Consider the following 12200-nt stretch of genomic DNA (forward strand, 5'->3'; position numbering starts at 1 on the left):
TTATCACAAACCGAAAGTGTGCCACTTTGGAGACGTCTTCTCACAGGCTTTTATCTCGACTCAGTCTAATTATGTCATTTGCCCATTCGATTTTGTAAAGCTTTCATCAGCGAAGCGTATTGCGATCACTCCACCCAGCAGTTCTGCTCTCGGCGAATCGAAGGCCTGTCGAACTGAGTGCCAGAATAATTGTACTCAGTCAAGATAAAAGCCTGTAAAACGAGTGCTAATCGGTCGCTTAGGCCAGTCTGGAAGTGTAGTATCGACACTGTCCAATCCAGACCGTCCGGCTCTTGCTGCGGCTGGGGTCGGGTGCGCCGACGGTGAGGGTCACGCGGCAGGCCGTGGTGGTGGGGCCAGCGTTGTAGCCGCTGCCAGGGCCATGTAGATTGAAGGTCTGCTGGTTCGAGTCCGCAAATACCGTGTCTTTTCCGTCGTATTGCCCGATCAACTTCCAGTCAAAACTGAGAACCTCGTTCTGCGGATTATGTACAGCAGCTTCAGCGAAATAGGGCGATGTAGCGCGAGATGGGCAGTATGTTCCCGAACGCAATGTCAAGTCAATAATGGCCCCGTTGTTTACATAGACAGCAGATGGGGCGCAGAAACCGAATGATTTATCTTCCCCATTGTAGACGCCAGCAAGAGTGATCTCTGGGTTTAGATTGATCAGCGGCGGCAATACGTTGAGGGTTACGGTCTGAGACGTAACAGCGCCGTAGCTGTTGTGGGTACTCACCTGCACCTGTCGCTTGCCCGCCGCTCCGAACGTCACACTGACTACGCAGCCTGGCGCGTAGGCAACGGTATCTGGGGCGTCTACTTTCCAGGTTGTGAACTTGCAGAGGTCACCGCCTGCCGGTTCAGTGGAGTCTTTGATTACAGCGGCCATTGAGTATGGATCGCCTTGGTGGGGATCGCCTGTATAGGTGAGTGTCAAGATCGGTGGCGGACTGACCACGTTCAGCGTGAAGGCCAGTTTCGCCGTCGCGCCCTGGCTGTCGATAGTTCCTACCGTAATAGTACGCGTCCCAGGCGTCGTGAACGTGTAGTCCGGCGTCAGCAACCCCTCCCTGTCCGACACGACAATGATCGGCAGGCAGCCGTCCTCGGCGTCGATGACGGAATAGAACTCAAAGTTCCCGAAGGTCGGGCCGCTTGCGGTACACAGCGCCCGGAAGTTGAGCGGCGTCCCCACATCAACCGAATGCGGCTGATTGGTCAGCGCCAGCACGGGCGGCGTGTTTCCTGAGCGTCCCAGCTCTTTGCTGATGTCAAAGATCGTGGCGTTGTAACTCGCCAGCGTGCCCAGAAGCGGCAGCTTGACCCGGAAACCCAGCGTACCTTTCATGAACCCGTTGACAATCCAGTTCGGGTTTCGGGGATAGGCCACGTCGAGGTTCACGCCAGCTTCCAGTGTCGCTTCCGGCCCGGCGATGTCCCATAAGGTGATGCTGGCCCGGCTCTGCATCCCGACATGCGGCTTCAAGGTTCCAGAGAAGGTCGGTGGCGGCAGGCTGCCCGTGATACCGAAGCCTGAGATGTTCTTCCAGCCGTCACTGCTCGTCCAGCGTGCTCCGACTTGAGCAGTGACGGATTCGCTGGCCGCGAAGTTCACGTGGGCGGTAATCTCACCGCCCGCCGTCAGATACAACTCGACCTTTGGCACGAACGTGACCGGAATAGGTCCGACGAAGAAAGGCTTGGTGGGCTTGAAATACTGGGTGCCGATCAGTACCGAGTCGCCCACCACCCCCTGAAAGTCGCCGGTGATGTTCAGATGGGAACTCTGCGCAAAGCCAACACTCGCCTGGAAAGTCAGGTGCGGGGAGGACCAGACGTGAACGCCTACGTCTACGCCGTAGCCAACGTTGAACGCTACCGAGCCGTTCACTTTAATGGTGCCAGTGGCGTTTGGGCCTTTGATCGGCACGAAGGTCTTATCAAAATTCAGGTTGAAGCTGTAATTTTCGCCCACCCCCGCCTGAGGTTTTAAACTGTTCGCTGGATTGGCGGTCACAGTGACGCCCTTAGGTAGCCCTTCGGTGCGCAGCAGGTCGTCGCCGCTCAGTTGAAAGTCGGCCTTCAGCTCGCCCTCGGTGATGGCTTCGTCGAGTCTGGCCTGGGTGGTATCCAGCACCACTTCGCTGCCCTCCTGCCGCACCGCCTGAACTTTGCGCAGATAGCCAGATGGCGCGGCGTTCGACGGTTCTGAGACCAGCACGTCGCCAGCTTTGAGGTTCTGAAGGGCGGCGCTGTTCTGACTAAAACGCATCGTGCCTGTCGCCGAATCGTAAGTGGTCAGCGCAGCACGGGTGGCCGCATCAGCCACCTTGGTGGTGTCGGGAATGATGACGTCATTCTGAGCGGACTGTTCAGGCGGCGTGGTGGTACCGTCGTTGGACGGCGCAGGTATAGTCGTCTGCTGTCCGCAGGCGAACAGCATGAAGGCGAGGAGCGGAATCAGGGAAATTCTGTGCATGGCAATCCTTGTCATGAAAGTGAGAGGAACAGAGCGTCGCTCATCCTGTCCACGCGAGCCTGAGGGTTGTACCGACGCCTGACCTGACGTACCTACGTCTTTTTCTCAGCCTGGAACTTCAACGGTGGCGGGTTGTTCGTGGCCGTAATTGAAGTAGGTGTGTAGCACGCTGCTTCCGGTGTTTCTGAGCCAGTGCGGCCAACCCAATGGGAAATAAACGCAGTCGCCCGCCCCCATCTCCAGTTCCATCCACTCCTGGCCTGGGGTTTGCAGTCCGGCCTTGGCGCTTCCCTGCACGATCACCGCCAATTCGGAAGTGTTGGTGTGATAGTGCGGCGCTCGCCATGTACCTTCCGGAATTTCCACCTGGGCGATGGACACGCCCGTCAGCAGTGGCCAGGCCGCCTTGTTGCCCTTGCGGGCACTCACGTCTGTGGGGATGGCAACGGCAGGCAGGCCCGCCAGACTCAACTTGTAGTCGCTGGCCGTTCTAGTGGCGGGTAAGGGGACTGACGGGGTCGCCGCTGGAGGAGTTGACTGGGCCAGGGCCGCGCCCCGCAGCAGAGGCAAACTGACGAGACCCAAAACGGCAGCCCGCTGCATCAGTTCGCGGCGGGAAAAAGCAGGGACGGGATGGTGCTCTGTGTGCTGATGGGGCATACGACTCCTTGAATACGCTGGAAATACTGGGATCTTTCTTCTTGTCCTGGTGATCTTGTCCTGACCACGCCTTCCTAGGTGGGGTGAGTAGGTGCGGAGATTAACTGGAGTTCATGGCGTCCTGCTGATGATCCTGATCCGACCCGACGGGGGCGTGGATCATTTGTGGTTGCTCTTCCAATATCACCGTATGGAAACAGCAGGGACGCACATACCTGCCGGAGTGAGGGGTTCGAATGCCGGGCTAACTTTGCCTATGGACGGTAGCCTTCCTCCTTTTGTTAGGTCGCTCATAAGGTGAAACGGCAGCGGGCAGAACTGACGGCGCTCACGGTGCCGCTCCGCTTTCCAGGTCACTGAGTTCAAGTCCGCAGCCTGCGCAAAAACGGGTAGCGGGGTGGGTGATCGCCGCACCACACAACGGGCAATGACAGAGCAGCCAGGTGCCGTCATGGATGCAATACCGTTCCGGTGACGTAGCCAGGATCGACCGTCCACAACGCGGGCACAGGCGGTAATGCTGGTCGCCGCTGACGAGACGACGCGCTGATGGGGGCAGTTTGCCCACGTCTGACCTCCTTTGTCACTCAGGGTGCAGCAAGGTCAGTCAGACGCCAATCAGAGGATCAGGCCGTGGTGCCGATGGGCAACGCCAGAAATTCAGTCCAGCGCTCCGGCAACCGCTCTCCGATTTCCAGAAAGCGGGCGCGGGCTGCGGCGTACTCACGGCTCAGGCTCTTGTGATTAGATGCAGCCCGCAGGGCATGCAGCGTCAGACGCAGATGGTCCAAGTCATAAGGCTCGCTGCCGAGCAGTAACCGGCCCAGGCGGGCCGCCTCAGCAGGATCGCGCTCTAGTAATCCTGCTGCGCGGGTGCGCAGGGCAGCGCTCATGGTCTCCCGCAGCGCTTCAAAAGGCCCTTGTGTGTTGACGTCTTCAAACAGTGCGCCGTGCCACAGCCGGGTGTCAGCCGTCTCTAAAAACTGCTCAGCATCACTGACCACCTTGCCCAAAGCGTAGCCATCTTCTGTGGTCAGCAGCGCAGATACGCCGCACTGCTTTCTTACCTCATAGACCAGGTCGCGTAATGCGGCGCTGGCCTGAACTTCATCCAGCTGTGGATAAAGTGAGTCCAGCAAATCGGATCTGGACACTTCGCGGTGGCCAGACAAACGGGCGGCCAGCAGCAGCGCCAGCAGACCCCGGCGTAAGGCGCCGCGAAGCGGCAGGATAACGCCAGCTTGTTCCAAGCGCATTTTCCCCAGCACAAAGAGGGCGGGGAGCGCAGGCTCTTGCGGTGAGGTGGAAACCAAATCTGCTTGATTTGCATCTAAATTAGGGAAATGGCGGCGAATCACGTTGACGCCGTTTTGCATGCCGCGCTCCGAAAACCAATCCAGGAGGTCGTGGGCTTTCTGGCTATCGCACGAGAGCCGCGCCACCTCAATGCCGATCTTCTTGGTGAACATCACTGAACGGCCCTCGTTGTCCACCTCTGCCTGTCGCAACAATTTCAGGGCCTCGGCGATCTGGCCCAATCCCTCCAGCGCCAGTGCCCGGCAGCACAGCGTATCTACGGTCAGACCTTCAAGTCCGTGAACGCCGCATAGGTGATTCATCTCCTCAGACATTGCCAGAGCTTCAGCGGGCCGTCCCTGGCGCAGTCTTGCCATCCCCAGATCGTAAAGCGCCGCCACAATCTGTACCGGGTCACTGATCTGGCGTGCGACACTCAGGGCCTTCTGGGCATGAAAACTGCTCAGCTCGGCGGCCAGCGGCGGCGACCAGTCCAGGTACAGCAGGCTCAGAATGCCCTCGCACTCGACCAGCAGATTTGTCGGCTCCGACGCCTGTAACAGTTCGCGCGATTCTTGCAGCAGCGCCTCAGCTTCCTGGTACTCGCCTAGATGCCAGTAGTCCCAGGCGACCGCCGCACGAACTGTGGCGTAGCCGCGCTGATCTCCGGCGGCGGCGTAGAGCGTGGCCGCCTGCAATCCCAGCTCTGCCGCCTCGCGCAGTTGGCTGAGACGCTCGCTGGCCACCGCCTGATTGTGCCTCGCTCTCGCTGCGCCGTATATATCGCCGATTGCCAGGAGTTTGGGTACCAGTTCTCCCAGGCGTTCGGCGGCTGGCTTGGCCTCTCCACGCTGCAAGAGGATCGTGGCGGCCTGGGTCTCTATCATGAGCTGATCGGCGGCACTCAGATTCGGCAGGGAGGAGGCGCGGTTCAGCACTTCCGAGGCCTCTTTCAGGTGCATGGTGCTGGTGAGCGCCCTGCCGCCCGCGATCAGCACCGCCGCCTCACAGCTTTGTGCCAACACCGGCTGCTCATTCCAAAAGGACAGCGCCCCCGCCACATCGCGGGCCAGCATCCGCAGGATCAGCCTCTGCCCCAGGTGTGCGGCCTCATCACCATCCGTCAGCACCGCTGGGAGTACCCGTTCAGCCTCACCCAGCTGTCCCTGGGTCGCCAAGAGTTCGGCCCACAGTCGCCGGGCTTCTGAACCGTATCGCGGGGAGAGGCTGGCTTGCTCGGCCAGTCGGGCAGCCTGCTCCAGATCGGCGCGGCTTAGCCCCCTGGAGGCGGTCAGCAGCAGTTCAGCTTGCTGCTCGCCTGCGGCATAGGCAGCAGCGGCAGCCAGCCAGCGAGCGGACTGAACATCGTTTCCAGCTTTCCGTGCCCGGTGCGACGCTGCTATCAGAAGCGTCAGGGCGTCTTGTGGTTCAAGGCCAGCATCTGCTACAAAAGCCGCTGCCGCTGCCGGATCGCGCTCCTGTAAGGTGTCCAGGGCGCGGCGGGAAAGCCGCTGGCGCTGCTGCTCGGACAGGCCACGAGCGGCCACCTCTCGCAACAGCGGATGACTGAACTCACCGTCATGCCAGGTGCCAAGTTGTTCAAGGGTGGCCTGCCCCTCGCGCCACTGCGCCAGCGAGAGGCCCGCCACTTCGGCCTGGAGCCCGTTGTCCAGACCTGGTGGTAGGAGGGCGGCGGTGTTGAGCATCGTGTCAGCCAGTGGCACCCCCCGCGCCACATGCATGGCCTCTTCCAGCAGGGCTTCCACGGTTACGGGCAGCCAGCCTGCTGGTGGCTCGCGCCAGTGCCATTGCTGCCCATCATTCCAGAGGTGACCCTGACGCGTCAGCGAACGGAGAGACTCCAAGCCAAACAGCGGATTGCCTCCCGCTCTCAAACTGACCCAGTCCAGCGCGTCGATAGGCAGCTTCAGGTCGCTGATCTTCTCCAGCATCGTTCTGAACTCGGGCGGTTCCAAGGGGCCGAGTCGGTAGGCTTCAAAGGTATCTGGCGGCGAAAAACGACTGGTGATCATCAGGCCGGTGCCCCTGCGCCGCTGAACCGCTTTGGCCAGCTCCGTACAGAAAGCCAAGCGGTCAGCGCCCGCCTCGTGCAGATCTTCAAGGTGGAGAATCACTGGTGCGAGGCCTGACAGGAGGGCGGCGAGCGTTTTGGCTGTTCGCTGAGGTTCCAGCAATTCACCCGTTTGGAGCTGTTCAAGATGCGTCTCAACCCAGACCGAGAGCTTCCTTGGTCGGGGTAAATGGCTGAGTATGGTGGGCAGTGGTGTCGAAACACGAAATGTGAACGTGCGGCTCACTGTTTGACGTAACGCCGCCTGCACCAAGTAACTTTTCCCGATCCCAGCTTCACCCCACAGCGCTAATGCTGCGCCGCGCTGCCTGAGCGCGACACTGCGCAACCTGTTGTACAGGTCGCGCTCAATTTCTGGGCGAGACAGTGTGGGCATCGCCAACATTCTAAGGCGCATTAACCGAAAGAAGATGTCCTTATCACTGCGGGCCTTGACCGACCAACTCATTTTTCACCTTGATCCTAGCGTTTTGATCGAAAGGAAATCCTAATGTAACTTGCAGGCCGGGTCAGTTGGGTTGTGGCAAGTTGTTGGCGTAGGCTGAAGCCGTGCTGACTGATCAGAGGCTTCCAGGGTACCGATTCCCGCTTTCTGTGATCGGTCATGCTGTCTGGCTTTACCACCGTTATGGCCTGAGTTACCGGGACGTCGAGGGGTTACTGTTCGCGAGGCATCGAAGTGGCCCGCGAATCCATCCGCACCTGGTGCATTAATTTTAGTGGTGAGTTCGCCCAGAACTTACGCCACCGGGAACCCCGCCGGGGTTCCCGGTGGAATGTGGATGAAATGCATGTGGTCGTGGGCGGGGTAACCCACTGGTTGTGGCGAGCGATTGACGAACACGGAGCTGTGCTCGACGTGTTCCTTCAACGGCACCGAGACACCTCAGCAGCGACATCATTTTTCCAACGTCTGCTGGGTGAATATGACGTCCCGGAAGCAGTCTGTACCGACAAGCTCGCAAGTTATGGGGCGGCCATCCGCGAACTTCCGATACTGGGCGATGTCGATCACCAGCAGGTGATCTCAACCGCCCGGTGCAACAATCTGGTTGAACAATCTCATCGGCCTACACGCCGTCAGGAACGGAGCCAACTGGGATTTCGACAGTTCAAACGTGCGCAAGGTTTTCTCGATCTGCACGCGAGAATTACCAATCTCTACGGCTCTGCCCGCTCGACCATACCCGCTCACGACCGACGCTCTCTCCTGAGAGCCGCACTACGAAGATGGGAGGCCGTCGTGCAGCAGTGGCCTGAAGTTTAGGCCACCTGCTGCTGGTGTTCCTCGGCTGAGCCTTACCTGCAACAACTTGCCAGAACCATTCTCGCCCGAGCCTCCTCCTCCCTCCAATATCCAGAGCCCCTCATACACCACTCAGCTTCACTGCAACGACCTGTCCACCTGCTGCTGCACGCTATCAGAGTCTTCAAGAAAGGTCAGCTTCTGAACGTACGGCACCCGGTCAACGATGAAGGTCTGGGCGGCGCGGTCCAATCCGAAGGCCATGCCCACCGCGAACAGGGCCAACACCACCCCGAAAGCCCGCTGCAAGCCAGAAAGGTTGTGCATCAGCGCCGGGACACGGTGAAGGAGCGCCCGCCCGCCGCGCATGATCGTCAGCATCGGCACAGCCACGCCCAGCGCGTAGGCCAGCGTGACCGCCGCCGCAAAGGCCGTGACGCTGCCGCTGAGTGCCAGGGTCGTTACGCTCGCCAGGATCGGGCCGACGCAGGGCGTCCAAACCAAGCCGAGGGTCAAACCCACCAGCACGCCGCCGACAAAGCCGTCGGGCTGGCCTCCAATTTTCTGCGGGACGGCGCGGGCAGCCAATCCCTCGAAACGTCGCTGCCAGCTCGGCACCGCCAGGGTCAGACCAAAGAAAAACAGCAAACCAATTGTACCCCAGCGCAGCCAGTCGGCGCTGATGCCCAGCGCGGCGACGATGGCCGACAAAAATAGGGTCAGCAGCACGAAACTGCTGATAAATCCAGCGATGATTCCGGCGGGTCTAGCCCGGCCACCCACCGTGCCGGACAGCAGCACCGGCAAGACCGGCAGCACGCAGGGCGAGGCCACCGTCAACACGCCGCCCAGAAAGGCGATCAGCAGCAGCAGCATTTCACTGAGCGGGCGCGGTCTGTTCTGTTTTGGAAATGATCTGCTTCAAGCCGCCGCCGGCCCATTTCTTAAGCGCCTTGCCGTCGGCGTCCACCAGAACGAAAGTGTGCTGAGCAGTGATACCGTATTTCTTTTTGAGCGCGAGTTCCTTATCGTAATCGGTCTTGAAAATCACCACTTTAGCCGGAATCTGGCTGAGCTTGGCCATGATGTCAGCGTCGGCGGCCCGGCAATTGGGGCACCAAGAAGCGGCGAAGAACAAGACCCGCTGCTGATCTTTAGCCGCGTCGAAGGCAACCTGGCTGTATGATTCATAAACGCCAACTTTGGGCGCTTCAGCAGCCAGAGCAGCGGGAGTAAGAGCGAGAAGAGTGGCGGCAGACAGCCAATTTACGGTTAATTTCTTCATGGTGGTTTCCTCCAAGAGACTGAGAAGTGAGGACTTCAAGGGCGAAAAACGGGCGCGGCTAGCGTCACTTGATTGAGACGGCCCGATTGAACTTCGAGGCGCTGTTTTGCCACTTGAATGCTGCACAGCCCCTGCGTTTTGTCGCAGACGAACAGGCGGGTACTGAGCACAAGCACTTGGCGGCCCGGCAACAAAGCCAGATTCAGCTTTACAGGCAGGAGCGCCGTCCAGTAGTCGTCATCTTTAGGATCGAGGACGCCACTGAGCTTGAGCAGCTGAACGGGCTTGAGCATCTGGGTCTGCCCAGCACTGGTGACACTGAGCGTGGAATCACCCAGGCGGTTGTAGGCCACACCGGGCACCGCTTTGAAACTGACTTGCAGGAAAGTCGGTGCATGAGCAGGAGGCGACTGGGCCAGTCCCACACCCAGCGCCAGCAGCCCCACACTCCAGACCGCCCGCGCCATCTTCATTTCTCGGCCAATAGCGTCTTGAGCGTCGCCTCTAAACCTGGGATCGCGCCGGGAAAACGGCTGGAAATTTCGCCGTTGTGAATCGCCCGCACCGTCCCCTTGCGGTCAATAAAATAAAAGGCGGGCCAGTACTGGTTCTTCCAGGCCTGCCAGTTACTCAGAGCATTGTCTTGGAGAACCGGCCACACCACCTTGTCTTGAAGCAACGCCGCCCTGACATTTTCGAGCGGCTTGTCGGACTCGAATTCGGGAGTGTGAACACCGATGATTTCCAGTCCCTGATCGTGGTATTTGCTGTACCAGTTGCTGAGTGTGGGGAGGCTGTTGTGGCAATTGATGCACGAATACACCCAGAAATTGACCAGCACGACTTTGCCGCGCAGGCTCTCCAAGCTGTAGCCCTCAGGCGTGGGAGTGTTGAGCCAGGGACCACCTTGAAGTTTGGGGGGCGTTTGCCCGGTCTTTAAGGCGCTGCCAAAACTGCCCAGCAGCAGCGCCCCGAGCAGTGGGGCCATGAGAAACTGACGAATCGGCATGGAAGTCCTCCTGGTAAGAGGTACGCAGGCGGACGGTTAAGAGTTCAAAGAGCCAGGCAGCCGGAAGTCGAGGCCCTCCAACAGGACTGATTTTGAAATTAGCCTGCTTGACCCAGAGCCTGACGCAGCGATCCGATCATCTCCAGCATCTTGGGGCTTTGCCAGACGTTACGTCCCACCACGACGCCGCGTGCTCCCATAGCGGTGCCCACCCAGATGCGCTCAAACAGTGTGGCAGAACCGGCCTGTTTCACACCGCCCAGAAACACAGTGGGACGGCAGAAATCTTAAAGATGTCCGCGACCATCTCTGACACTGCCCGCGCTCCATGAATGGTCACTTCGTCATGCTCGGGTTCAAGCAGTGCCGCGCCCAGCTATAGTGTTTCGAGCATCAGCGGCATGGCCACGACCTGAGCCTGTTCAGCGACCTCGGCGATGAGGCGCAGCATAGGCGCTGACTGCCCGGCTCAAGCCACACCTGACATGCCGTACGGAATCAAGAACCGCAAAACTGGGTCACCTTCAGTTTCTCTCAAGCCATACTGAAGGGCGCAGTCTCAAGCCTTGAGGTCAACCGAGTTGGTGCACCACGTCCTTTGTCTGGGTATACAGCCGCTTGAACAGTTCAAAATTACGCTCATAAACCACCTGATTTGAAGTGTTCGGCTCGATGATGAGGCCCGGCTTGACCCAGATCTGCAAGTCCTCGCGTTTCAATTTGCCTGCTGCCAGACCGGCTAAAAAGGCATTGCCGTAACTGGCCCCGATAGTCAGCGCGGGCACTTCTTGCACCGCGCCGCAGATGTCAGTAACAATCTGAAGCCAGGTTGCGGTCTTGGCTCCGCCGCCAACGGCCACGATTCGCTTTACCTGTGTCCCCAGATTGCGGAAGGTTTCGATGTTGTGCCGGATCCCATAGCCGACGCCCTCGAGCGTGGCGCGAAAGAGGTCATCGCGGGTGGTAGAGAGACTGAGGCCCGCCATCACCCCCCGCGCCTGCGGATCGTTGATGGGCGTACGCTCACCACTGAAGTAGGGCAGCAGCAGCACTCCATTCGCACCGGGCGGTACATTGTCAGCCGCTGCGAAGAGCTGATTGTAAGCGTCCTCTTCAGATAAGTCCCGGGCCAGTTCATCGGCAAACCAGCGAGTCAAGCTGCCACTGGTCGCCATGCCTGCGGCCAAGTTGAACTGTCCAGCGTAAGCCCCGTTCACTGTCCAGACACGGGGATCAGGTCTTGGGGCGGCTTCCACCAAAATGAAAAAAGTGGTTGAGCCGTACATGATCATCAGATCGCCCGGGTTCACGACTCCAACACTCAGCGCTTCGCTGAGCGCGTCCACTGCACCAACTGCGATAGGCGTGCCTTCGCGTAAGCCCGTTTCTGCCGCTGCCTGAAGGCTCACGAATCCGGCCAACTCATCACTCCAACCCAGACGGGGCAGTACGCTCAGCTCCTTATCGCCAAGAACCGCGCCTGCGAAGCGCCCAGACCAGGTCAGCGTTTGGGGATCATACAGCGGCATGAAGTGGCTGGCTTCGTGATGATTGATCACCCACTGGCCGCTCAGGCGGTAACAGAGATAGCTGCTAGCGGTAGTCAGCGTGTGCGCCTTAGCCCAAACCTCAGGCTCATTTTCGCGCAGCCAACGAATCTTCGGGCCAATTGCCTGACTCGTGAACGCCATTCGGCTGTGTGTGAAGACAGTAGACTCACCGAGTTCATCATTGAGTGCTGCCATCTGGGCTTGAGCACGGGTATCAACGCCGTAAAGAATTCCGGGGCGTAGCGGGGCACCGTGCTCATCGAGCGCCAGCAGACAAGGTCCGATAGCGCTCAGCGCCACTCCAGCGATGCGGGCAGCATCTTCGCCCTCAATCAAAGCTTGGATGAGCTGCACAACATCACGCCACCATATACCGTCTGCGTCTTGCTCTACAAATCCAGGGCGGGGAAATGAGACCCCATGCGGAATCACCTTTGAGCGTAAGACCGTGCCAGCCAGGTCTGTGAGGACGCCTTTACTGCTGTAAGTGCCAACATCGATGCCCAGCAGCAGATCCGCCGACTCGCTTGACTTCATAAGTTGCTCTTATGAAGCTGAATTTTGTATGGTTTCAACATAG

9 protein-coding genes and 1 pseudogene are annotated in these 12200 nt (G+C 59.3%); 1 reads left to right on the forward strand and 9 read right to left on the reverse strand.

Annotation, left to right across the window (positions count from 1 at the left end; genetic code table 11):
- Positions 1-238 precede the first annotated feature (238 nt).
- The 3 genes from EHF33_RS15365 to EHF33_RS15375 all read right to left on the reverse strand — a co-directional run bounded on the left by EHF33_RS15365 (position 239) and on the right by EHF33_RS15375 (position 6906).
- A complete protein-coding gene (locus EHF33_RS15365; protein WP_164473556.1) occupies positions 239-2497 on the reverse strand; it encodes a hypothetical protein in 2259 nt (752 codons plus the stop codon).
- A 90-nt stretch (positions 2498-2587) separates the two neighbouring features.
- On the reverse strand, positions 2588-3142 hold the full coding sequence (locus EHF33_RS15370) for a cupin domain-containing protein (RefSeq protein ID WP_124873746.1): 555 nt from the start codon (positions 3140-3142) through the stop codon (positions 2588-2590).
- 626 nt (positions 3143-3768) lie between these two features.
- On the reverse strand, positions 3769-6906 hold the full coding sequence (locus EHF33_RS15375; RefSeq protein ID WP_124873748.1) for a hypothetical protein: 3138 nt from the start codon (positions 6904-6906) through the stop codon (positions 3769-3771).
- Positions 6907-7082: 176 nt separating this feature from the next.
- Between EHF33_RS15375 and EHF33_RS15380 the strand changes: the two are divergent.
- Positions 7083-7797, forward strand: a pseudogene (locus EHF33_RS15380) (IS6 family transposase).
- A 117-nt stretch (positions 7798-7914) separates the two neighbouring features.
- On the opposite strand, the gene EHF33_RS15385 reads toward EHF33_RS15380, so the two are convergent.
- The 6 genes from EHF33_RS15385 to EHF33_RS15405 all read right to left on the reverse strand — a co-directional run bounded on the left by EHF33_RS15385 (position 7915) and on the right by EHF33_RS15405 (position 12157).
- On the reverse strand, positions 7915-8652 hold the full coding sequence (locus tag EHF33_RS15385) for a cytochrome c biogenesis CcdA family protein (protein ID WP_124873750.1): 738 nt from the start codon (positions 8650-8652) through the stop codon (positions 7915-7917).
- Between the two features lies 1 nt (position 8653).
- Positions 8654-9061, reverse strand: a complete 408-nt coding sequence (locus EHF33_RS15390) for a thioredoxin family protein (protein WP_124873752.1) — start codon at positions 9059-9061, stop codon at positions 8654-8656.
- 35 nt (positions 9062-9096) lie between these two features.
- Positions 9097-9534 (reverse strand): hypothetical protein, encoded by a 438-nt coding sequence (locus EHF33_RS15395; RefSeq protein ID WP_124873754.1) that lies wholly within the window; start codon positions 9532-9534, stop codon positions 9097-9099.
- The gene (locus EHF33_RS15400) at positions 9531-10070 is read right to left on the reverse strand and encodes a redoxin domain-containing protein (RefSeq protein ID WP_124873756.1); all 540 of its coding nucleotides are present in this window, start codon (positions 10068-10070) and stop codon (positions 9531-9533) included. Before EHF33_RS15400 ends, EHF33_RS15395 begins: the two co-directional genes overlap by 4 nt.
- A gap of 98 nt (positions 10071-10168) precedes the next feature.
- Entirely contained in the window at positions 10169-10324 is a 156-nt protein-coding gene (locus tag EHF33_RS21190; protein ID WP_164473557.1) for a hypothetical protein, read from the reverse strand.
- A 318-nt stretch (positions 10325-10642) separates the two neighbouring features.
- Entirely contained in the window at positions 10643-12157 is a 1515-nt protein-coding gene (locus EHF33_RS15405) for an FGGY-family carbohydrate kinase (RefSeq protein ID WP_124873758.1), read from the reverse strand.
- Between the last annotated feature and the right edge of the window lie 43 nt (positions 12158-12200).

Source organism: Deinococcus psychrotolerans (genome assembly GCF_003860465.1).
GTDB classification, from domain to species: domain Bacteria; phylum Deinococcota; class Deinococci; order Deinococcales; family Deinococcaceae; genus Deinococcus; species Deinococcus psychrotolerans.

What these genes read in the sequence shown, in the direction of transcription:
- EHF33_RS15365 (WP_164473556.1), bottom strand. Translation starts at nt 2,497, where the DNA reads ATGACAAGGATTGCCATGCACAGAATTTCCCTGATTCCGCTCCTCGCC.
- EHF33_RS15370 (WP_124873746.1), bottom strand. Translation starts at nt 3,142, where the DNA reads ATGCCCCATCAGCACACAGAGCACCATCCCGTCCCTGCTTTTTCCCGC.
- EHF33_RS15375 (WP_124873748.1), bottom strand. Translation starts at nt 6,906, where the DNA reads ATGCCCACACTGTCTCGCCCAGAAATTGAGCGCGACCTGTACAACAGG.
- EHF33_RS15385 (WP_124873750.1), bottom strand. Translation starts at nt 8,652, where the DNA reads ATGCTGCTGCTGCTGATCGCCTTTCTGGGCGGCGTGTTGACGGTGGCC.
- EHF33_RS15390 (WP_124873752.1), bottom strand. Translation starts at nt 9,061, where the DNA reads ATGAAGAAATTAACCGTAAATTGGCTGTCTGCCGCCACTCTTCTCGCT.
- EHF33_RS15395 (WP_124873754.1), bottom strand. Translation starts at nt 9,534, where the DNA reads ATGAAGATGGCGCGGGCGGTCTGGAGTGTGGGGCTGCTGGCGCTGGGT.
- EHF33_RS15400 (WP_124873756.1), bottom strand. Translation starts at nt 10,070, where the DNA reads ATGCCGATTCGTCAGTTTCTCATGGCCCCACTGCTCGGGGCGCTGCTG.
- EHF33_RS15405 (WP_124873758.1), bottom strand. Translation starts at nt 12,157, where the DNA reads ATGAAGTCAAGCGAGTCGGCGGATCTGCTGCTGGGCATCGATGTTGGC.